The sequence below is a fragment of the Cyclobacteriaceae bacterium genome (assembly GCA_025808415.1).
Lineage (GTDB): Bacteria > Bacteroidota > Bacteroidia > Cytophagales > Cyclobacteriaceae > UBA2336.
Genome location: CP075525.1, coordinates 909,605 through 932,122 on the forward strand (window position 1 = coordinate 909,605; position 22,518 = coordinate 932,122).

22 protein-coding genes and 1 tRNA gene are annotated in these 22,518 nt (G+C 43.5%); 6 read left to right on the forward strand and 17 right to left on the reverse strand.

Features of this window, described 5'->3' with window-relative positions; translation table 11 throughout:
* Positions 1 to 16: 16 nt before the first annotated feature.
* The 3 genes from KIT51_04230 to aspS form a co-directional block, all read right to left on the reverse strand.
* On the reverse strand, positions 17 to 760 hold the full coding sequence (locus KIT51_04230) for a methyltransferase domain-containing protein (protein UYN87482.1): 744 nt from the start codon (positions 758 to 760) through the stop codon (positions 17 to 19).
* Positions 760 to 1,548 (reverse strand): agmatinase, encoded by a 789-nt coding sequence (gene speB, locus KIT51_04235; GenBank protein ID UYN87483.1) that lies wholly within the window; start codon positions 1,546 to 1,548, stop codon positions 760 to 762. Before speB ends, KIT51_04230 begins: the two co-directional genes overlap by 1 nt.
* Positions 1,549 to 1,717: 169 nt before the next feature.
* On the reverse strand, positions 1,718 to 3,481 hold the full coding sequence (aspS, locus tag KIT51_04240) for an aspartate--tRNA ligase (protein ID UYN87484.1): 1,764 nt from the start codon (positions 3,479 to 3,481) through the stop codon (positions 1,718 to 1,720).
* A 147-nt stretch (positions 3,482 to 3,628) separates the two neighbouring features.
* Here aspS and KIT51_04245 point away from each other — a divergent pair, with 147 nt between their 5' ends.
* The 4 genes from KIT51_04245 (at position 3,629) to KIT51_04260 (ending at position 5,978) form a co-directional block, all read left to right on the forward strand.
* Positions 3,629 to 4,180, forward strand: a complete 552-nt coding sequence (locus KIT51_04245; GenBank protein ID UYN87485.1) for a hypothetical protein — start codon at positions 3,629 to 3,631, stop codon at positions 4,178 to 4,180.
* 5 nt (positions 4,181 to 4,185) lie between these two features.
* Positions 4,186 to 4,629, forward strand: coding sequence for a nucleoside deaminase (locus tag KIT51_04250; protein UYN87486.1), 444 nt, complete (start codon positions 4,186 to 4,188; stop codon positions 4,627 to 4,629).
* 154 nt (positions 4,630 to 4,783) lie between these two features.
* Positions 4,784 to 5,392 (forward strand): superoxide dismutase, encoded by a 609-nt coding sequence (locus KIT51_04255; protein UYN87487.1) that lies wholly within the window; start codon positions 4,784 to 4,786, stop codon positions 5,390 to 5,392.
* A 127-nt stretch (positions 5,393 to 5,519) separates the two neighbouring features.
* Positions 5,520 to 5,978, forward strand: coding sequence for a hypothetical protein (locus KIT51_04260; protein UYN87488.1), 459 nt, complete (start codon positions 5,520 to 5,522; stop codon positions 5,976 to 5,978).
* A 28-nt stretch (positions 5,979 to 6,006) separates the two neighbouring features.
* Here KIT51_04260 and KIT51_04265 read toward each other — a convergent pair whose 3' ends face one another.
* The 12 genes from KIT51_04265 to KIT51_04320 form a co-directional block, all read right to left on the reverse strand.
* Positions 6,007 to 6,423, reverse strand: a complete 417-nt coding sequence (locus KIT51_04265) for a hypothetical protein (GenBank protein ID UYN87489.1) — start codon at positions 6,421 to 6,423, stop codon at positions 6,007 to 6,009.
* Between the two features lie 32 nt (positions 6,424 to 6,455).
* The gene (gene uvrB / locus KIT51_04270; GenBank protein ID UYN87490.1) at positions 6,456 to 8,480 is read right to left on the reverse strand and encodes an excinuclease ABC subunit UvrB; all 2,025 of its coding nucleotides are present in this window, start codon (positions 8,478 to 8,480) and stop codon (positions 6,456 to 6,458) included.
* Positions 8,481 to 8,555: 75 nt separating this feature from the next.
* Positions 8,556 to 9,299 carry a shikimate dehydrogenase gene (locus KIT51_04275; protein ID UYN87491.1) on the reverse strand — a complete coding sequence of 248 codons (744 nt, stop codon included), beginning with the start codon at positions 9,297 to 9,299 and terminating at the stop codon, positions 8,556 to 8,558.
* Positions 9,300 to 10,238: a DUF368 domain-containing protein gene (locus KIT51_04280; GenBank protein ID UYN87492.1), complete on the reverse strand. Its 939-nt coding sequence runs from the start codon at positions 10,236 to 10,238 to the stop codon at positions 9,300 to 9,302. It abuts the gene before it with no gap.
* A gap of 2 nt (positions 10,239 to 10,240) precedes the next feature.
* Complete coding sequence (locus KIT51_04285; GenBank protein UYN87493.1) at positions 10,241 to 11,044, reverse strand: phosphosulfolactate synthase; 804 nt, start codon at positions 11,042 to 11,044, stop codon at positions 10,241 to 10,243.
* Between the two features lie 70 nt (positions 11,045 to 11,114).
* Complete coding sequence (locus KIT51_04290) at positions 11,115 to 12,524, reverse strand: tetratricopeptide repeat protein (protein ID UYN87494.1); 1,410 nt, start codon at positions 12,522 to 12,524, stop codon at positions 11,115 to 11,117.
* Between the two features lie 57 nt (positions 12,525 to 12,581).
* Positions 12,582 to 13,568 carry an NAD-dependent epimerase/dehydratase family protein gene (locus tag KIT51_04295; protein ID UYN87495.1) on the reverse strand — a complete coding sequence of 329 codons (987 nt, stop codon included), beginning with the start codon at positions 13,566 to 13,568 and terminating at the stop codon, positions 12,582 to 12,584.
* A gap of 2 nt (positions 13,569 to 13,570) precedes the next feature.
* Complete coding sequence (locus KIT51_04300; GenBank protein ID UYN87496.1) at positions 13,571 to 14,299, reverse strand: capsular biosynthesis protein; 729 nt, start codon at positions 14,297 to 14,299, stop codon at positions 13,571 to 13,573.
* Positions 14,292 to 16,613: a polysaccharide biosynthesis tyrosine autokinase gene (locus tag KIT51_04305; protein ID UYN87497.1), complete on the reverse strand. Its 2,322-nt coding sequence runs from the start codon at positions 16,611 to 16,613 to the stop codon at positions 14,292 to 14,294. Before KIT51_04305 ends, KIT51_04300 begins: the two co-directional genes overlap by 8 nt.
* Positions 16,614 to 16,629: 16 nt before the next feature.
* Positions 16,630 to 17,388: a polysaccharide biosynthesis/export family protein gene (locus KIT51_04310; protein UYN87498.1), complete on the reverse strand. Its 759-nt coding sequence runs from the start codon at positions 17,386 to 17,388 to the stop codon at positions 16,630 to 16,632.
* A 12-nt stretch (positions 17,389 to 17,400) separates the two neighbouring features.
* Positions 17,401 to 17,955: a dTDP-4-dehydrorhamnose 3,5-epimerase gene (gene rfbC / locus KIT51_04315; protein UYN87499.1), complete on the reverse strand. Its 555-nt coding sequence runs from the start codon at positions 17,953 to 17,955 to the stop codon at positions 17,401 to 17,403.
* A complete protein-coding gene (locus KIT51_04320; protein UYN87500.1) occupies positions 17,942 to 19,069 on the reverse strand; it encodes a glycosyltransferase family 4 protein in 1,128 nt (375 codons plus the stop codon). The genes rfbC and KIT51_04320 overlap by 14 nt, the downstream gene beginning before the upstream one ends.
* Before the next feature lie 141 nt (positions 19,070 to 19,210).
* Between KIT51_04320 and hflX the strand changes: the two genes are divergently transcribed.
* Positions 19,211 to 20,416: a GTPase HflX gene (hflX, locus tag KIT51_04325; protein ID UYN88495.1), complete on the forward strand. Its 1,206-nt coding sequence runs from the start codon at positions 19,211 to 19,213 to the stop codon at positions 20,414 to 20,416.
* 348 nt (positions 20,417 to 20,764) lie between these two features.
* On the opposite strand, the gene KIT51_04330 is transcribed toward hflX, so the two are convergent.
* A tRNA-Arg gene (locus KIT51_04330) sits at positions 20,765 to 20,836 on the reverse strand.
* Between the two features lie 30 nt (positions 20,837 to 20,866).
* Positions 20,867 to 21,628: a S1/P1 nuclease gene (locus KIT51_04335; GenBank protein UYN87501.1), complete on the reverse strand. Its 762-nt coding sequence runs from the start codon at positions 21,626 to 21,628 to the stop codon at positions 20,867 to 20,869.
* Positions 21,629 to 21,723: 95 nt separating this feature from the next.
* Between KIT51_04335 and KIT51_04340 the strand changes: the two genes are divergently transcribed.
* Positions 21,724 to 22,512, forward strand: coding sequence for an RMD1 family protein (locus KIT51_04340; protein ID UYN87502.1), 789 nt, complete (start codon positions 21,724 to 21,726; stop codon positions 22,510 to 22,512).
* Positions 22,513 to 22,518: the final 6 nt, after the last annotated feature.

Consider the following 22,518-nt stretch of genomic DNA (forward strand, 5'->3'; position numbering starts at 1 on the left):
ACAAGAAACATGTATTTCATGATGCGTGGATTTTTCCCATCCTTAAAAATAGGGGAAAAGTTACTGGTTTGTTACTCCCCCAATGAGGAGCAATTTCATGCAGGATTTCCGAAACAGGGTTGAAGCCATTTTCTTTAATAAATTTTTGTGTTGCCGACCACGAAGTTAGATAGCCTGCAAATTGTTCTGCTGTCCATTCTACCCGAATAAAAAACTTTGGTGTGATAATTTCTTCAAAGGGAAAGGAAAGGCTTCTGTATTCGTCCTCTACCAGTTTACGCGCCTCATCCCAATACGCCCCTACCGTTTGGTTGTAGAATTTCTGGAAATATTGATCGATAACCGGATTAATGGTACAGTTGGCGTAACCCCAAACGGCCAGCCAGGCATTGGCTTTAGCGATGCGTTTCACTTCTTTATAGAACCCGGTTGTGTTTATCCAATGAAGAGCCTGTGCCACGGTGATCAGGTCAACGCTCTTGTCGGGGAGCGTTGTTTTCTCAGCCGGCTGCAGGGAGTATAGAATGTTATTATTCTGTTCGGCCTGATCCAATTGTTGCTGGCTGATATCTGTAGCATAAACCTTATCAAACTGTGTAGACAGTACCCGCGCAACTTGTCCGTTGCCGGTAGCACAATCCCAGGCGGAATCAAAGGATTTCAAATGGCCGAAAATGAATCGGTAGAGTTCATCGGGATAGGTAGGCCTGAATTTAGCATAGAGCTGGGCGTGTCCCGAGAAATAATCTTTTTCGGCCATCACGAAATAAGTTTAGCCAATAATTCTTTAAGGAATTTTGCGGCTACCATGGCAGTCATGTTATTGACATCACGCGTTGGGTTGAGCTCAACAATATCGGCCCCAACAATGTCAGCCTTTAGATGATTAAGTAAATTGATTAGTTGTCGTGTGGTGAAGCCTCCCGGTTCGTAATGCGATACACCCGGAACAAAGGATGGATCAAGTGCATCCAGGTCAAGTGATATGTAGAGTGGGCCATCAAACGAAAAGCGCATGCTATCGCTCCAGTCTTTCATCTCCACTTGTTCAACATTAAACTTTTTGGCTTGTTCTCGCTGATGCGGATTTAATGTGCGAATACCCACTTGTACCAACCGTTTTGCCAATCCGCTTTCCATAATGCGCGCAAACGGGCTGGCATGCGAATAGGCATTTCCTTCGAAGTCATCGTACAAATCTGCGTGAGCATCGATGTGCAGGATGTTCAGATTTTTATGTTGGCTTGTAACTGCTTTAACAATGGGGTATGTGATGGAGTGATCACCACCAAGGCACAAAATTTTATGTTTTGCTTCAAGTTGTGTTTTTACGGCCAGTTCAATTTCAGCAATGGCAGCGGGCATTGGTGATAGCATCAGGTCACCGGCATCTTTCCATCGTTTATCCTGACTCAGATCAATCCCATCTTCTGTGCAATAGTTGGTAGAAGGTGAGTGAAAGGCTTTACGAATAGCCTCCGGTGCAGTTTTGGCGCCTTCGAGGAAGGATGAATTTTCGTCTAATGGAATGCCTAAGACTGTCACCATTTCAATTGACTTAAAAGTTGTATAAAGATAAACAATGTTAAGCCCGCCTTACGAACATCTTGGGAATTGCTAGGTCATGCATTCGTTCAATCAGTGCGGTTCCTCACAATGAGGCGAAAGTGTGAGGTAATGCTAAAGCTTTTCGGCTCCTTATTAAGGATACGAACTTTTAATCTCTTACCTGAATCCCAAGCTCTTTAAGTTGCTCTTCTGAAATCGTGGATGGCGTATCAATCATCATATCACGACCAGCATTGTTTTTGGGGAACGCAATATAATCGCGAATAGAATCTGAGCCGCCAAACAACGCACATAACCTGTCGAAACCAAAGGCAATACCCCCATGAGGAGGCGCACCATATTCAAATGCTTCCATCAAAAAGCCGAATTGTTTTTTCGCTTCTTCTTCGGTAAAGCCTAAATGGTTGAACATCATTTGCTGCGTAGCCCGATCGTGAATACGAATCGATCCACCACCAATTTCACTTCCGTTCAACACCATATCGTAAGCGTTGGCGCGCACCTTACCGGGATCGGTTTCCAGTAGCGGAATATCTTCAGGCTTTGGTGACGTAAACGGATGGTGCATGGCGTGGTAGCGTGTGGTTTCTTCATTCCATTCCAGTAATGGAAAATCAAGAACCCACAATGCAGCAAACTTATTTTTATCGCGGAGGCCTAACTTTTCTCCCATCAGCAAACGAAGTTCATTCAGTTGCTTTCGTGTGGAATCCGTTTCGCCAGCCATGATGAGCAGTAAATCTCCGGGCTGGGCATTAAATGCTTCACCCCATTTCTTTAAATCATCTGTCGTGTAAAATTTATCTACCGATGATTTGAAGGTACCATCGGCTTTGCATTGAACGTAAACCAAGCCTTTGGCGCCAATCTGCGGACGTTTAACAAACTCCGTTAATTCATCCAATTGTTTGCGGGTGTATTCCGCGCAGCCTTTGGCACAAATGCCAACAACTAATTCTGCATTATCGAAAACCTGAAAGTTTTTTCCTGAAGTAAGATCAGCACCCCCCAGCTCTTTAAGGTTAACAAACTTCATGTCAAAGCGAATATCAGGCTTATCAGAGCCGTAGTATTTCATGGCATCATCATAGCGCATGCGTGGAACTTCCGGCAGTTCAATTCCTTTAACCGATTTAAACAAGTGACGCACCAATCCTTCAAACGTGTTTAAAATATCTTCCTGCGTAATAAACGCCATCTCACAGTCTATTTGTGTAAACTCAGGCTGGCGATCGGCACGCAAGTCTTCATCGCGAAAGCATTTTACAATTTGGTAGTATCGGTCGAAGCCGGATACCATTAAAAGTTGCTTGAAGGTTTGTGGCGATTGGGGCAAGGCATAAAACTCGCCATGATGAACCCGTGAAGGCACTACAAAGTCACGTGCTCCTTCGGGGGTTGACTTGATCAGTACAGGGGTTTCTACTTCAGTAAAATTCAGACTGTCCAGATAAATGCGGGTTTGTTGCGCCATTTTATGACGGAGCAATAAACTTTCCCGTACGGGCGTTCTGCGCAAATCGAGGTAACGATATTTCATCCTCAACTCATCGCCACCATCGGTTTCATCTTCAATGGTGAAGGGCGGTGTTTTGGCAGCATTCAAAACAATCAGCTCAGTAACTTTTATTTCAATTTCCCCGGTGGACATCTTATCGTTTTTGGACATCCTTTCCTTCACCACACCGGTAGCTTTTATAACAAATTCACGGCCCAGGTTTTTAGCGGCAGCCATCAACGTAGCATCAGTTGATCCTTCTTCCAGTATCAGCTGAGTAATCCCATACCGGTCGCGTAGGTCAATCCACAACAAGCTGCCCTTGTCGCGCAGGCGTTGTACCCATCCGGTTAGTGTAACGGTTTGATTAACGTGCGAAAGGCGGAGTTCACCGCAGGTATGTGTCCGTAGCATGCGTGTTTTTACTTAATATTGCGCAATAATTGTCGGTTAAGACGTTTGTAGTTCAGTTTGCCAGTCGTAAGCTTTCTAATACGAGAGCTTTGGGGGGCGAATTTAGCAATACTTTTTATCAGGGCATGAAAGACTAAAAATATAAGTATGCGATTGGTTTTAATGGTTTTGGCGTTTATCGGGTCAGGTTCTTTCGAGGCATCGGTAAAGCTGGTACGCACAAAAATATCAACTGATATGACGGTATTATTGCCCCGTACTTTCCGGCCCATGGACGACCTGGATTTCGGTCAACGCTATCCCTCGGTACGAAAGCCTATTGCTGCTTACACCAACGAAGACCGCCTGGTGGATTTCAGTGTGAATATATCGGCCACGCAATGGCCAGACCAAAATGTTGAACTGGCGCAAAAGTTTTTTAAAGCAGGCCTTGCCAATTTGTTTGATAATGTTGAGTTTATTTCTGAAGGCATTCATGAAGTGCATGGAAAACAGTTCATATACTTTGAGTTTGAATCACGCGTAAAGGGAAACCCGCGCGAATTATCACAACGCGATCCTGTTTTAAATTATACTTACATTCAATATCGGATAGAACCCGGCCGTACATTGGTGTTTTCTTTTAATTGTCCGCGCAGATTGCGATTGGAGTGGCAAGATACAGCCAGGAAAATAATGACCAGTGTAAAAATGAAATAGTTCTGATGGAACTTTACACCGATGAGTATTTTATGCACGAAGCCTTAAAGGAGGCACAAAAAGCCCTGGCGATAGATGAGGTGCCCGTAGGTGCAGTAGTGGTTGCTAAAAACAGGATTATTGCACGTGCACATAACCAAACCGAAAAACTTACCGATGCTACGGCCCATGCCGAAATGCTGGCGACAACAGCTGCTGCAAACTACCTCGGATCAAAATACCTGAATGAATGTACACTGTATGTTACACTTGAACCTTGTGTGATGTGTGGAGGCGCATTAGCCTGGGTACAGCTTGGTAAATTGGTGTACGGGGCATCTGATGTTCAACGTGGGTATAGCCTGATTAGGCAACAGGTGCTACATCCTAAAACAGAAGTGGTTAGCGGGGTGTTTGCTGTTGAGGCGAAGGAACTAATTGATAAATTTTTCAAGAGAATTAGAGAGTAGAATAGCCTCGAGTCGCGAGCTGTTAGCCCTAAGCTATTGGCTAGAAACTAGCAGCTTGCGGCTATTAAAATTCTCCTGAACAGTATTTCATCCCCCGTTGTTTGAGTTGTATATTTGACATCTTTACATGTTTAACAATTAAACCATTTTAAATATGCCGTTTACATTGCCCAATTTGCCGTATGCTTTTAATGCCCTTGAACCCCACATTGATGCGCGCACCATGGAAATACACCACGGCAAGCATCACAATGCCTATGTAACCAACCTCAACAATGCTGTGGCCGGTAAGCCGGAAGAAAATTTGAGCATTGAAGAAATCTGTAAAAATATTTCAAAGTACCCGATGGCTGTTCGCAACAATGGTGGTGGTCATTATAATCACAGCTTGTTCTGGACGATTATGAGCCCGAATGCAGGAGGCGCACCAACAGGAGCGTTGGCCGATGCTATAAACGCTGCGTTTGGAAATTTTGATGAATTTAAAACCAAATTTGCTGCGGCTGGTGCCGGACGTTTTGGTTCGGGCTGGGCCTGGTTGATTGTGGATGGCACAGGTAAACTGCAAATCACATCAACACCAAATCAAGACAATCCCTTAATGGATGTAGCCGAGGTAAAAGGCACCCCTATTCTTGGTTGCGATGTGTGGGAGCATGCCTATTATCTGAATTACCAAAACCGCAGGCCTGATTATATCGCTGCCTGGTGGAACGTAGTTTCATGGACTGAAGTGGCAAAAAGATTTGCAGCTACCAAGTAAACCTCAGGGGTTTTCAAGATCTTGTAGGTTTTGGTTTTATAATTGGATTTTACTTGGTATTTTAAATTCCCGATTGACAAATCGGGAATTTTTTATTTAAAGGCAGTTAGATTTTAAACCTATTACTATGAATGCCCGAATTTTTACCTGCATGCTGGTTTTAGCCTGTTCGTCACTCTATGCGCAGCGGTTAAAAACAGTTGAACTTAAGCCCATCTATAAGCAAGGCCTCAGGTACTATTATGATATGAACCGTGTGCGAACACCTTTTGCCCTGCAGGTACCGTTGCAGAGCCTTAACGATGAAGAAATAAACAGGCGTTATAAAAACTTTACCCGGCTTAGCGATGTCGGGGGGCTTCTTGCTTTTGCCCCGTTAATCTATATCCTTAGTGGTACCTATTCATCAGGGACAAGCTTTAATCCCAATACTTTTTTATCGCTCCTGGTGGCTGCGTTTGGGTTGGATATCACCCTTGATCTTTTTGCCCATCACCAACTGCGCAAGGGGATAGATCGTTACAATGAATTGATTGTAGTGCCTGCATCGAACACCCCTGGCTTAGCTTTACGGTATAAATTCTGAGACTAAGAGTTAAGTTCCACGATATGGTTTAAAATACGTAGGCTACTCCTGTGCGTACGGCAAACTCACCTTTAAAATAGAAATCCCCAATCAGTTCAAAGCGCCAGTTTTTTTGAAAGGGTAGTGCGCCACCGGCCCCGATGGAGAAGTCGTTTTGGCCTATTAATCCACGAAAGCGCGTAAAGAATTTATCTGCCAGGTACCAGCGTGAACCAAATACAAAACTTGATTCCCGGTCTGTCCATAACTCAACCCCGGCTGTAACGGTAAATTTCCGGATAACGAAGTAGTTGGCCTCAAAACCAATTTGGGCCTTTTTAAATAGGTCCTGGTTATCGGTTTTTAGAAAGTCGAGTCCGCCACCGATCATAAAATCCTGTGAACTTTGTGCATAGAGTGAACCAGAAAGACCAATAAGGAAAAGAAAAAATATACGCTTCATCATCGATTAAAATTTTTCAAATATAACTATCCCAATCACTTTTTATCGTCAATCAGTTTTTGCAGGGCGAGGTATTCGTCACGCAAGCGGGCGGCTTCCATAAACTCCAGTTCTTTGGCAGCCTTTTCCATGGCTTTGCGTGTTCGATCAGCCATTTTAACCAACTCATCTTTACTTAAGTAAGCCGCTACCGGATCGGCTGCCAAACTCACCTCTTCATTTTCAACATAGTATTTTTTAGTCGACCTTTTCGAATCAGCAACTTTGGTCTGGTTTAGAATGGATTCTTTCGAGCGGATGATGGTGGTAGGAACAATGCCATTAGCTTTATTATAATCGGCCTGAATTTTTCTTCTGCGATTAGTTTCATCAATGGCTTGTTGCATCGATTCCGTAACGGTATCGGCATACATAATTACCCGACCATTTACGTTTCGGGCTGCCCGGCCGATGGTTTGTACCAGCGAACGTTGGTTGCGCAGGAAACCTTCTTTGTCAGCATCCAAAATGGCTACAAGAGAAACTTCCGGTAAGTCAAGGCCTTCTCTTAAAAGGTTGACGCCTACCAATACATCAAAAACACCGAGCCTTAGTTCGCGTAAAATCCCTACCCGTTCCAGTGTATCAACCTCAGAATGGATGTAGCGGCATTTAATGGCAGCACGCTCCATAAATTTGGTCAGTTCTTCTGCCATGCGTTTTGTAAGTGTGGTAACAAGTACCCGCTCACGGCTTTTTACCCGCTCATCGATTTCTTCAAAGAGGTCATCAATCTGGTTACGGCTTGGCCTGATGTCAATTTCCGGATCGAGCAGGCCTGTTGGTCGAATGAGTTGCTCTACAACAACGCCCTCTGATTTCCGTAATTCATATTCGGCAGGGGTGGCACTTACGTAAATCACCTGGTTTACTATTGACTCAAACTCGTTGAAGGTAAGCGGGCGATTGTCTAATGCTGAGGGTAACCGAAAGCCATAGTCTACCAGATTCACTTTTCTTGACCGGTCACCCCCCCACATGGCGCGTATTTGCGGTACGGTAACGTGACTTTCATCAATAATAATAAGGTAATCGTCCGGGAAGTAATCCAGCAAACAAAAGGGCCGTGCCCCGGGTTTTCTGCGATCGAAGTAGCGCGAGTAGTTTTCAACCCCTGAACAATACCCGAGCTCGCGTAACATTTCAAGATCAAACTCAGTGCGCTCTTTTAATCGTTTAGCTTCGAGGTGACGTTTCTCTGATTCAAACATTTCCACCTGTATAACCATGTCATCCTGAATTTCGCGAATGGCTTGTTGCAGGGAATCTTTTCCGGTTACGAAGAGATTGGCCGGAAAGATGGTTACAATTTTCTCATCTGAAATTTTCTTTCCGGTAACGGGATCAATCCGTTGAATGGATTCGATTTCATCGCCCCAAAAGTAAATTCGGATGGCATAGTCGGCATACGCCAGGAAAATATCTACTGTATCACCTTTCACCCGAAAGGTGCCGCGCTTAAAATCGGCTTCTGTTCGATGATATAAAATATCCACCAAGGCAAACAGCAAGCGATTGCGTGCGATGGTTTCGTTTACTTTCAGCTTAATAACATTTTTCCCAAACTCATCCGGGTTGCCGATACCATAAATGCACGAAACCGAAGCCACTACGAGCACGTCTCTTCTGCCGGTAAGTAAGGAAGAGGTTGCACTTAATCTTAGCTTTTCAATTTCTTCATTGATCGACAAATCTTTTTCAATGTAGAGATTGGAGGAGGGAATGTAGGCTTCGGGCTGGTAGTAATCGTAATAGGAAATAAAGTACTCTACGGCATTATCGGGAAAGAAATTTTTGAATTCGCCATAAAGTTGGGCGGCCAGGGTTTTATTGTGGCTCAGTACCAACGTAGGCTTTTGCACCTGGGCCACCACATTGGCCATGGTAAATGTTTTTCCCGATCCGGTAACCCCCAGTAAGGTTTGATGTAATTCGCCCCGTTGAAGGCCTTCGACTAATTGTTGTATAGCCTTGGGCTGGTCGCCTGTGGGAACGTAATCGCTGGTGAGGATAAAGTCCAATGTTGTTGTTGGTTATTCGTTGTTAGTTGCTCGAAAAAATATAAGGCTGAACAACAAGCCAACAACAAATAACGGTTAGTTATTCCAGATCTGCCACGATTTTTCGGCCTGTACATGTAACATTTCCAAACCATTTTTAATGGTTGCCCCGCGCATTTCGGCTTTTTGCAAAAACATGGTACGTGCCGGGTTGTATATCAAGTCGTACACGTAGTGGTTTTTGGTCAGGCATTCATAGGGAATGGGCGGGTACAATTCCGTTTGCGGATACATGCCCAGCGGGGTTGTGTTGATAACAAGCAACGATTCTTTTACAAGGTTGCTATTTGTTTTCAGTTCATCGTAGGTAAGGTTACCCTTCCCTTTAGCGCGTGAAACAACGTTGAATTCGATGTTTAGCTTAGTCAGTGCCTGACGTACGGCTTTTGATGAGCCACCGGAGCCTAACACCAGGGCTTTTATTGTTTTGTTTTTCGGAAGCCATTTTTCAAGGGTTTCTAAAAATGCAACCGAATCGGTATTATATCCTTTCAGCTTGCCGTTTTCAACCTTTACAACATTTACGGCCCCGATCTCTTTGGCGGCCGGGTCAACTTCATCAAGGTATTGAAGTATTTGTTCTTTGTAGGGCAACGTTACGTTTAGTCCGCTTAATCCTTTTGTATTGGCCAGCAGCATTTCAATTTCCTGTATTTTTTCCAGCGGAAATAGTTCGTAATGATAATCGCGAAGGCCATCGCGAAAGAATTTTTCATCGAAATAGGATTTGGAGAAGGAGTGGCTAACGGTAGCGCCAATAAGCCCATAGATTTTTTCCATTTAGATTTTTGTTTTTAGTCTGACAGCAATCTTTTCAATCAATACTACTATAAAAACTCCAAGTGCCATCATTACAATAGCCTGGATAATCTGAGGGTCGTTTCCGGTTTTTGCAAGAAAGTCCCAAGGTAATACACTTTTGTCAAATGCCGGAACTTGCTTTCCGGCACTGTCTAACCTAAAGGCAGTAACCTCTTTCCACGGCCATACTTTGTTTAGCGAGCCTAGCATAAAGCCACCCAATAGAGCCAGGGCAAGATTTCGATGATGCGTCAGTATCCATGTTAGTAAACGTGAGAAACTGATCAGCCCTAATACACAACCAACAGCAAACACTAAAATTACAGGTATATTTATTTTTGTGATGGCTTGTATCATGTACTCATATTTGCTTAACAGCAAAAGGATAAATGCACCTGATATTCCCGGAAGGATCATGGCGCAAATTGCCAAAGCCCCTGCAATAAAAATGAACCATAAATCATCGGGTGTTTGCGCAGGCGAAAGGATGGTTATGGTATACGCTATCGCAATGCCCGAAATAAAAGTAAAAATGATTCCACCATGCCATTTTTTTATTTCACGCAGAATGAGGGGAGAGGAAATAAGTATAAGCCCAAAGAAAAATGACCACACCTGAATGGGGTAATTGGCCAGCAGCCAATGCATAAGTTTAGCCAATGATAGCAGGCTTGTTAAAATACCGGCAAACAACACAATAAGAAATGTGCCGTTTATTTTTTTCCAGAAATCTGCGAACCGGAATGTGCGCAACAGGGTGAATGCCTCAACATCAACCGAGCGAATGGAGCTTAATAGCTCCTCATAAATGCCGGTTATGAAAGCAATGGTCCCACCTGACACACCGGGTATGACATCGGCACCGCCCATGGCTAACCCTTTTAAATAAAGCAGTATATAATCTTTAGGTCGCCTCAAGATTAGTCTACGTAAAACGGGGGAGTTTTCTTGTCTACCTTTCGTTCAATGCCTAAGAAATGCAAAAATGTATCACCCCGTAAGCCAAGCCGGATGGTTTCCAGCGGGATGACTTCGTTTGGGGCAATGTTGCCCAGGTTTACATTTGCGCCTAAAAGTTTAATGAACCAAACTTGCTGTGCTTTCTGCGGAGCTTCCCAAATTATTTTTTCAAAAGGAATTTTTGTAAGAATTTCCTGAACCAAACCCGAACGCACCTCACCGCTAGAGCGGAACAGGCCAACGTTACCACTTTCACGGGCTTCACCAATAACTTTCCACGCACCTGCATCCAATTCTTTTTGCATCAGGTCAATCCACATGTAAGGTGGAATAATCTTATCGGCATCTTTTGAGCCCACCTCTGAAAGCACGGTAACTTGCTCGGATAGCTTGCTGATGTAGTCACACTTTTTATCGTGGTCCAAATCAATTGAACCATCGGATACTTCAGCAAAGGCCATGTCGTATTTATCTAACACTTTGCGGTAATCATCAAATTGATCGCGAATGATAAACGCTTCAAAAAGAGTGCCCCCAAAATAAGTAGGGATTCCCGCATCTTTGTAAACCTTTAGTTTTTCTTTCAGGTTTGGTGTAACAAACGAAGTGGCCCAACCCAGTTTTACAATATCAACGTGATCAACGCAAGTGCTTACAAAATCTTCGGCTTCACGAATGCTCAGTCCTTTATCCATGGCCATTGTAAAGCCATATTGCCTGGGCTTTTTGGTACGCTCAGGCAAATTTTTTAATTCATAGTTCATTAAATAAACAATTGGTTAAAACATAAATCCTTCCAATTGATAGGTGGAAGTGGGGTTGCAAAATTTTTGGTTACTTGTTTTCTTTTCTAAACTGCTCTATAATTTTGAACAACGCCTTTTGGGTTTCGAGTTGGGGGAAAAACTCGTACAGGGAGGCGTGTGCATCAAAGTCCAAAATTAATGCATTTTCTAAATAATTGAAGGCTTCCTTAAAATGGCCGGCCTCTATCATGTAAACGGTCATCCGGTAAAACAATTCGGCATCGGCAGCAATCTCGTCAAATCCCCTGGCCAATACTTCAATGGCTTTCTCGTAATCGCCTTGTTCGTAATAAATAAACGACCAGTTCAACCAGATTTCTTTGTCTTGCGGATCAAGCTTGCTTGATTCTTCGTATGCATCTAAACTGGATACGATGTTGCCAACTTTAAACTCTGCATGGGCAATGGCTTTCCAGTATTCCGGGTTTTCAACGTGAAGTTTCAGTGCTTTGTTGTAGAAGTGAAGTGCCTGGTACCACTTCTCCTGTTTTTCAAGACAGGCACCCGCTCCAAACCATGCTTCATCGTACATATTGTCGAGCTTGGTTGCTTTTTGAAAATATTTTAAGCCAAGATCATATTGCTCAAGGCTTTCATAGGCTGCGCCAATGGAACAATACACTTCAGCGCTGGGGCCTTCCAGTTCAACTGTTTTTTTGAAAGATTCCAGTGCTTTGGTGAATTCGCCAGTGTTCATGTACGTGTTGCCCATGTTGAAGAAAGCGGAAGCAAACGTATCATCAACGGTAATAGCATAATCGTATGCGTTTAGTGCATCGTTAAACATTCCCAGTTTGTTGTATACGATTCCTAAATTATACCAGGCGGCTGCTGAGTATGGGTCTTCATCAATAAATTTTTTGTAGTACGATACGCTGCTTTCTAACTGCCCGGTCACATCCAGGCAATAAGCCAGCTCATAAAGCGCGCCTTCATGGCCGAGGTTGTATTCAATCGCGTTTTTATAGGCTTCAATAGCCTGTTCAAACTTCTCTAAATTTTGCCATGCCAGGCCAATGTTATAATAAACTTCATCTTTGTCATCGGTAAAGTTCAGGGCACGTTCATAACAATCGATAGCCTCAGTGTATTTCGCGCGTACCGAAAAGATGGAACCTTTTGTAAATAAAATCTCTGAATCGTTTGGCTGAAGATTTTCGGCATAGTCGAGCAGTTCCAGGGCTTCATCGTACTCCTCCAGGTGCGACAGCACTTGTGCCTTTATTACGATCAGTTCAATGGAGTAAGGGTATTGGTCGATGGCGAGGTTAACGGCACTTAATGCTTTTTGATGCTTGGAACGCAGCATGTAGAAGTCGATAATTTCTTCGTAAGCATCCAGATCAAAAAATTCGGTTTTCTTTTTTCGTAGGTGGTCTTCAAAACGTCTGATCAGCTCATTGCCTTCATCCTCTCGTTTGCGGAATTCTTTCGCCATGTGCTTAATGGGTTTTTCTAAGGTAGAAAAAAAATCAGCTCAAAGCTACCACCAATTTTAATTTTTTAATTCCGTTTGTTTTCTATAAAATTCCGCGCACCAGTGCAGGGTTTTGTCAATCGTTTGAAACTGGAATCCGAGCTTATTTATCACTTTTTTATTGTTGTAGCTAAAAAAAGTATCGGCTAATCGTGCGGTTTCCTGGGTGATCAGCGGGGCAGAACCTGTTACATACGATCGCCATAATTCCAATCGGGCCACTACCTGAAGGGTTCGTTTTGAAAGCTTGATTCCCGGTGCCTTTTTTTGCAATAACCCGCAAAGTTTATCGAAGAATGCTTTAATGGTGGTTGTTCCGCCACTGGCAATGAAGCGCTCGCTTTCAATGGTTGAAAAATAGAGTTGATAGATAATGGATGCTGCATCACGAACATCAACATAATTCAGTGAGCCATCCGTGTAAAACGGGCGCTCTTTCCAGGCATACTTAAAAAGTTTGGCACTGCTTTTTTCCCAGTCGCCTGGCGCGAGTATAACCGAGGGATTTATTATAACTGTACTCAGGCCTTCTTCTTGCCCACGAAAAACTTCAAGTTCTGCCTTATACTTTGATACCCCGTAGGCAGTATTAAATGGGCTATCTTTCCAAAGGTTGGATTCGTCAATCAGGGTTTGGTCTTTCTGACGGCCTAATGCTGCCACAGAGCTAACATGTGCCAGACGCTTTATGCCCAGTGCTAAGCAGGCATTTACGATATGTCGTGTTCCTTCCACATTTACCTGCAATAATTTTTCTTCATCGCGCGGATTGAAGGATACCTTTGCGGCACAATGTATAACTCCGGTTATATCATTAAGGCATTCCTGCAATGATTCTGGATCGAGAATGTCGGTATCACGCCAGGTAATTTTTTCGGCCACATCGTTGAGCAATGTGGTATCGCTGTTTTTTCGCTTTAGGGCAACAAAAGATGTTTGTGTTTCAATAAGTTTCCGAACAACAAAACTTCCAAGCAAACCATTGGCTCCGGTAACCGCAATCATTCTTATAGGGTGTTATTCAAGAGTGGTAAAGTTAATGCTTTTTGGTAGTATCGGTTCGCCTGCACTTGTTGCAGTAAGGTTACGTGCTGTTGCATGTGGCAGTCGCTGCCCAGAAAGTGTACCCAGCCTCGATCAACAAGTTTCTGCGCTGTGCGTTGTGCCTCTTTTGAATAATGCCCGGTGAATGAAGATGTATTAAGTTGAAATAAAACCCCACGGTTAATCAAGTCCTCGGCTTTATTAAAATCGTTTTGAAGAAATAGATATCGCTCCGGATGTGCCAGCACAAGCTTATACCCCTTTGTGGAGGCTAAGAAAATAAACTCTTTCAGGTTTAGGGGCTCGGTCATGAAGTTTGTTTCAAACAACAGATAGTTGCGGCCAAATGTCAGCAGTTGTTCATCGGCTGATATTTTTCTGACGAAGTCCTCATCCAGGTAGTATTCGGCAGCGGCTTCTATCTCAATTGTAATATTTCTCGTTTTCAGATAATTATTTAACGCATCGCGTTTTTCCAATATGCCTTCTGTGGTGTTCCGGTAGCTGTCGCTTATTACATGAGGGGTAGTGATTAATTTATGATATCCCAGAGCCACAAATCGTTCAATAATATCCAATGACTCTTCAAAGGTTTTTACGCCATCGTCAAGCCCCGGAAGAAGGTGTGAGTGTATATCTACCAGGATGGGGTTGTTTGTGCCGGGTGTTTTTTTTCTGAACCAGTTAAGCACCGCGTTTTAAAATTGATGTTACCCAATTTGTTTTTTGTTCCTCGTAATAGCCATACCCATAGGCTGTTTCGGACGTAGAGGGAACTGCGTTGAGTATGGATGTGATATTTTGGAACTTATTGACACGAATAATGCGGTTGAGGTTGTCGATAAAATCCTTCTTCGAGTAATTGGCGCGGAAAATATACAAGGTAATATCGGCATGCTTCATGGCCATAATGCCATCGGTAACGATGCCAACCGGTGGGGTGTCCATAATAATGTAGTCGTAATGCTTTTGCAATTCGGTGAGCAGTTGCGAGAACTCTCCATTCAAAAGAAGTTCTGATGGGTTCGGTGGGTGCGGGCCTGAGGGAATAAAATCGAAGTTTGAAACTGATGAGTTCACAATACACTCTTCCCAAGTGTTTTTTCGAATCAGAATGGTACTTATCCCTTTGCTCTTGTCAACGTCTTTAAAAAATTCATTTGTTTTTGGTTTGCGCATGTCCAGGTCAAGCAATAAAACCCTTTTTCGAGAAAGGGCCATTACACCTCCGAGGTTCAACGCAATAAATGACTTTCCTTCACCCGATACGGTTGAGGATACGGCAATTACTTTTTTGGTTGAGTGGATGTTGAAAAAATCAAGGTTTGTGCGAAGGGTTCGCATAGCTTCGCTAACCATTGATTTAGGATGGTCTTGAATATAAAGACCTGTGCCGTTGCTTTTGCGCATCGTGGGGATGGCACCGAGCAGCGGCACTTGCAACCGTTCTATTTCATACAGGCTTATGATTTTATTATTGGCCAGGTAGAGTAAACCAACAAAGAATATGTTGAGCACAAAACCTGCCATAAACCCAATTCCAAAAATGAGAGGTCGGTTGGGCGAAATTGGATTGGTGGGCAGGTTAGCCGTTGAAAGGATTTTAAAGTCGGGTGTACTTCCTGCCTGGGCAATTTCAAATTGCGATTTGCTTTGCATCAGGGTTAAATAAAACTCTTCGTACAACTTGTAAAACCTTTGCTTTTTGGTGAATTGGGTGTTTTTATCGGGCATGGAAGCAAAGTCATTTTCGAGTTTGCTTTTAGCCTGACTAAGTTCTTGTTGCTTTTTAAGCAGGCTGGTTTTAAGATCTGTTAACTGTGAAAATGCTTTGTTTCGAAGCGTTTCAATTTCGTTTTGCTTTTGCTTAAAGGCGAATGTGTTTTCATTATAAGAAAGTTTCATCCGATCCATTTCAAAATATAATTCCTGCAATTTTTCCAGGTTTTTATTCAGGTATTCAGGAAATATGGTTCGTTGGGTCACTTCAATAAAGAACTCGCGGTTTGTCAGGGCCTCCATAAGTTGATTAAGCTCGCCAATTCGTTTGTTCACTTCAAAGCGTTGCGAATCGATTTTGTGGATCGACTCAATAGTTTTTTTCAGGTCGCTTTCCAGGTCATTTGTTTTGTTTGCAAGGGTAAAATTTTCGAAGTAGGTCTCATAGGACTCCATTTGCTTTTCAATAGCATTTAGTTCATTGCTTAACCAATCGATCTTTTGTTTGTTGGCGCGGTTTTTTTGCTCATGGCTGAATGCCAGGTAAAGTGAATCGATGCCATTAACAAGGTCACGGGCTTTATGGGGATTATTATCTTTAAAGGAAACCCGGATGGTGTTGGCCTCCAGCTTTAGGGGTTCAACAGTCAGGTTTTTAGAAATGAAATCCAGCAGAACATCACGGCTGTAGATAATAAACGAATATGAATTTTCAGGGTAAAATTCTATTCCAGGCTTTTTTTCTATGAAAAGTTTCAGGCCTTCGAGTTGCAAGGTATCTGAAAATTTGCCGGTTGCTGTTTTTCCTGACTTGCCCAAGTTCAATTCATATCCATTATCGGCCTGGGGCTCAATAGCAATAGGTACGTTATAATATAAAGGGTTACTGAGCTTGTAGTGTACGGCAATGGGGGAGGAGGTGTATAATTCGGTGTTTAAAAATTGCCCTATGCTAAAGTACCCTACATGAAGTTTCAGTGAATCAATTACCTGACTGAGGAAGAGTTTGGATTGAATGGTTTCAATCTCTCCCGATATCATATTTATTTTTTGCCGCTCCGGAATAAAGTCGCTGATGCCAAGCTCTGAGGCATCTTGCTTTATGTCCAGTTTAATTTCTGATTCAGACTCGTATAGATCTTTGGTATACCGTACAATCAGATATGCCGTGAGGTTGGTAAGTAGAAAAATTAACACAATACCCAGCCAATGCTGCCTTACAATGATCTTAAGCTTGTTAAAATCGATTGTGTCTGATGCTATATTATTGTTTTCGAATTGCTGCACGTTATTAAAGTTTGAATTAGCGTGTACTAAGTACAACTGCCAATGTTGTAAGGCTTGCAATAATACTTAATAACGGCCCATAATCGCGCAGGGCCTCACTGGCCGGCCTGCGCACAGGTTCAACATAAATAATATCACCAGGTTGCATGATCATATTTCCTTGCCTGTATCCTTCAATGGTACTCATATCAGCCACAAACACCTGGTCGCCCCTCAGTATTCGTATGTTATTTGCTTTTGATTCATTATTTAGCCCGGTGGCTGCAGCCAGTATTTCAACCAAGGTCACATTTTCGTTTATCAGGGGAATTACCTGCCCCCCTGGGGCGCCCAGTACAATAACCCTCTTGTTCAGGTATTGCAATACAACAAATGGGTTAGTGTAGTAACGTTCGTACTCTTTTTGAAGAATCGCCTCCGTCTGCCGGATGGTTAACCCCTCAACCTTCAGTTCACCCACCATAGGGAACTTGGCAACCCCCGCTACATCGACAAGGTATTCCGGGTCGGGGCGTGTGGAGGCTACCTGGGGCGGGATTTCTTTTAATAACTTAAGGTCAGGATCGATGATCAACTCACCATTGCTGGTGTAAACCCGAAATTTCAAACGGTCGTTCCGTTGAATAACGTAGTTCTTCTCAGTTTCCTTTGCTTTTTGCTGGTATGCACCGGGGTCGTCAACCTTAAACATAATGTTTTGCTTGTACGAAGCGCATGCGCTAAACAGCATTAATGCCAGCACCAGTTGACTTGAAAAAAAAAGATAATACTTCAAGGGCAAAAGAATTTAATCCCGTGAAATTAACGATTTTCCCAACAACTCATTAAACGTAGGGAGCTTCCTGTCTTTATCTGATAGTACGGGATTATCGATAGGCCAATCAATGGCTAACGTTGGATCGTTCCACACAATGCCACATTCTGATTCGCGATTGTATGCGTTTGAAGTTTTGTAAAGAAAAAGGGAATCTTCCAGGGCGGCAAAGCCATGCGCAAATCCTTCGGGCACCATAAGCATATTCCGTTTTTCGGAATCAAGCATACAGGTATAAACTTGTCCAAACGTTTCGGAACCTCTTCGTAGGTCTACCACTACATCAAGTACTTTTCCTGTTAACACGGAAACGAGTTTTGCCTGCTCATAAGGAGCAAGCTGAAAATGCAAGCCCCGAACAACACCTTTTTTGGAGAAGGATAGATTTTCTTGGGTGAACCTATAGGTTATACCGGCAGGTAGAAAGGCATCTTCCTTATAGAATTCCATAAACCACCCGCGGTCGTCACGATAGACAGCCGGTGTAATCTCCAATAAATCTTTAATGCTTGTTTTAACGACCTGCATGGGAAGGTGCTGCTTCTAATTCGTTTAGTGTCTGCAGGTATTTGTTGATAACGAGTGCCTCATCAAATTCAGCTTCCATTTTCTTTCTGCCGTTCGCCCCGTAGGTCATCAGTTGATTGTCATCCAGCAAGGTGAGCGTGCGCATTTTCTCAGCCAGGTCGTCAGCGTCTTTCAGGTTACACAATAATCCGTTTACGCCATGCTCCACTACCTGGGTGCATCCAGGAACATTAGTGGCAATAATGGGCTTTGAAGAACTGGCAGCTTCAAGCAAAGTACGAGGTGTGCCTTCACGGTATGAGGGTAAAACAATACAATCAGCTTTTGTGATAAATTGACGCACATCATCCGTTGTACCGAGATATTCAATCGTACCTGTATTAATCCACGATTGGACTACATCGCGGCTAATACCCCTTTTGTGTTCAGGATCCATAGCACCAAGCACCTGGAACCTTGCATCAAGCCCCTGCCTTTTAAGTTTTCTTACCGCCTCAATGTACTCCATAATCCCCTTGTCAGTAATCAGTCGTGAGATCAGTAAGAAGGTAAATTTTGAATTGCGCGTATAAGGAACAGACGCGAATTTCTTTAAGTCAATGCCTGAACCGGGTATCAGGTCCACGGCATTTTCAGGTACTAATTTCTTATTTAAAAAAAGTTCAAGGTCATCCGGGTTTTGAAAAAATACTTTGCGGGCAAAACGAAAACTTGAACGATATAAAAACTTCGCGATTATCGAAAGAGGTCCTTTTTTCAGGAAAACAGTCCCCAGCCCGCAAACATTGTTTACTGCAGGTATGCGTAACAATGCAGCGGCTAAAGTCCCATACACATTTGGCTTAATTGTATAATGGAGAACAACATCCGGACGGATACTCCTGTATATGGAGTATAGCTCGAAAATCAGGGCAAAATCTTTAATAGGATTTGCACCACGGCTATCCATTTTCAACGGATGGTGGATGCAACCCAATTCCTTTAAGGTTTCAGTGTACGGGTCAACAGGTGCAATGGTGTGTATTTCGTGGCCAAGGTTCTGGAGCGATTTTATCAGGCTTAGCCGGAAATTGACAATATTCCAGGAGGTGTTCAGTACAATGGCAACTTTCATGAATCAGATTAAAGGCCTTCCTATAAATGAGCTTAAAAAACGCTTTTTGAATCGAAAACCAAGTTTTGAATCAACAAAACTATATAAAAGTAACCGCTCTGAAAAACTGATTTTAATGGTGTTAACTTTACTGGCAAAATGATGGAAAAGAAGCTTAAGCATACTGCGGTTTTACTGGCACTTGGCGATGCCCGCCAACCTGAAATTACCACTGAGCATTTGGATGAACTGGCTTTTTTGGCTGAGACAGCGGGGATTCACACGGTGAAGCGAATGGTCCAGAACTTAAAAACGCCAGACCCACGGACATTTATAGGCAAGGGTAAAGTGGAAGAACTGAAGGAATTTGTGGGTTTTCATAAAGTTGACACGGTAATCTTTGATGATGATTTATCCCCCTCACAATTGCGTAACCTTGAAAAGGAGCTTAATCCCAAAGAAAGTGAGTTAAAGGTGAAGATTTATGACAGAAGCCTGTTGATACTGGATATTTTCCTGAAACGCGCCCAAACTGCCCAGGCCCGCACACAGGTTGAATTAGCCATGAACCAATACCTGCTTCCGCGGTTAACCCGTATGTGGACCCACCTTGAACGCCAGCGTGGGGGCACCGGAACCCGGGGTGGGGCGGGTGAACGTGAAATTGAAACTGACCGAAGGAATATTCGATACCGAATTAGTTTGTTGAAAGACGAGCTAAAAAAAATCGATCAACAACGAAAAACCCAACGTAAAGCGAGGCATAATATTGTACGGGTAGCTTTGGTTGGTTACACCAATGCTGGAAAATCAACCCTGATGAACAAACTATCAGGTTCAGGTGTGCTGGCTGAGAACAAGCTGTTTGCTACGGTTGATGCCACCGTTCGAAAAGTTACACTAGGGAATATTCCTTTTTTACTGTCAGACACGGTAGGGTTTATCCGTAAACTTCCCCATCACCTTATTGAATCATTCAAATCAACCCTGGATGAAGTACGCGAAGCAGATATCCTGCTGCACGTGGTTGATGTGGCCCATCCGTTCCACAACAATCACATTGAAGTAGTAAGCAACACCTTGGCGGAAATTGGTGCATCCGGGATTCCGGTGATCCTGGTATTGAATAAAGTAGATGCTTTGAAAGAGCAACACGCTCAGGGCCCCTTAAACCTGGACTCCATGAAAAGTTATTACAACGAGCATGGATTTGCTCAGGTAATTTTTGTTTCAGCCGAAACGGGCGAAAATATGCTGGCCTTGAAGAAATTGTTGTTTGAGGAGGTAAAAAAGAAACACCTTATCATTTTCCCAAATTACCTGAAGGACGGCTATGCGTTCGCCCCTTTTCAAACTGAGGAGGTATAAGCATGCAGATTAGTGGTAGCCCCGACAGGAATCCCTGCCAGCCGTCAGGCAGGGAACCTGTATCAAAAGTTTAGGGAACTTCAATTCTATCCCCGCCCGAAAGTACCGCCCGGTATGGGTGAGAATTGACTAAGGAGAAATTGCAAGTTTCAACCTTAAATGGAACCAACGATTGGGTAAAGTAGCCCCGACAGGAATGCCTGCCAGCCGTCAGGCAGGGAACCTGTATCAAAAGTTTAGGGAACTTCAATTCTATCCCCGCCCGAAAGTACCGCCCGGTATGGGTGAGAATTGAACTAAGGAGAAATTGCAAGTTTCAACCTTAAATGGAACCAACGATTGGTAAAGTAGCCCCGACAGGAATCGAACCTGTATCAAAAGTTTAGGAAACTTCTATTCTATCCATTGAACTACGGGGCCAAAAAAACAGAGGCGGCAAGTTAAAAAAGATTATCCGTAAATCTCATTCAGCAAACCCGCCAACCGTACGCCTGCCTGAAGCAGCCGTTCTTTGGCAATGTCAAAATATTTGTAGGAGTACTGGTACCCAAGCCGGGCATTTCCATAATCGTATACCTGCTTGCGGTACGTCATGCTTTCATTGGCCCACTCGCGAACGGTGTTGCGTTGCCAGGTTTGCACCTGGTTGGCAGAAGGTTTTTCCAAGGCCTCGGCAAGTTCGGTATAACTTAATCGTGTATCGTCAATCATGTCACTGTCCCAAACCCTGTGCAGGTTGCTATCGGCACGAAACCACATAATTTTGATGTCATTCCCGCCACGGTCATCACCGCGGCCCACATGCAAAGGTTGATGAATATCGCCCACCAGGTGGATAAGCCATTTAAGCCGCTCAACTTCTTGCTGGGGGGTTAACTTTTTAGATTTGAGTTCAGCAACAATACGCTCAATGCTTTCAATGATATCGCCTTTTGGGTTTTTTTCTGCTTGTGCGTAAGTCATGCCATCGGGTATGGTAACCCAATGCCAGTCGGCTGTATAGTTATATGTCGAGTCGGAGCGGATTTCATCCATCCATGTACTGGCCATAGCCAAGGACTGGCCGTTAAGAATTCGCGCAATGGCCTTTTTTGCTTTCTTGTTCAGGTACTTATTGGCAATGTAGCCGGTGGCACGATGCCCGGTAGCCCCCCATCCAAAGGATAAAAATGATAAGGCCGTGAGCAATACAGTGGTTAGTAGTCGATTCATTCGCTGATCATTTAGCGGGCAAATATCCTTAAAAACAACCAAAGCTGTTTTGTGAATCCTTTATTTTAAATTTATGTTTTGCGACCGGTACGGTTATGTCCCAGCTTGTTAAACTCCACGCTTTTTTAGTAGCCAAGCAGCTTGATATTAAAGGCATTAAGAATTTTCTGGAAATTAAAGTCCAGGCTGATTCTTCATCAGAATTGTTTTACCGGTTAGCCGAGGGCAAGTATCAGCACTATTTCAACTATGGTGTAATTGTTTTTGCAGGTTATACGGAAGAAGAAATGGTGTGGGCCATAAAGGCTGTGCAGACCTTTCAGCGTAATCCGGTTACCCACTGGTTGCGCGACAGCCATGAAATCCGGTTTGAGCCTGGAAGCGAAATTCAATTTGAGTTTAATGAGGTGGTAGTGGGCTCGCTTGATGATAAGGTTATGCGCATTACTATGTTCAACCTGGCCCAATCGGTTGCGATGGATTATTACCACTCCGTTACCGAAAACCTGCTGGCGGAAGTAAAGGGTTTTACGCAGGAGTTGGAAACGAGCGGCAGGTTAAGCCTGAGCCGAAAGGCCATGCGAAAGTTTTTGGGCCGGGCATTAAATACACAAAACGAAATTGCCGAGAACATCTACATTTTCGATGCACCTGAATTGGTGTGGGACGATCAGTTTCTCGATAAACTTCACCTGGGCTTAATTCGCCACTTCGATTTGCGCGTTCGTTTCAGTGAGTTGGAATACACCATGCGCATCATCGAAGATAACCTAACAATCTTCAGGGAACTTTCCCATCAACGCGAAAGCAGTTTGCTGGAGTGGATTATTATTCTGTTGATATTCGTTGAGGTATTGGATATGATCATTTCAAAACTGTTCTAAGAGTTA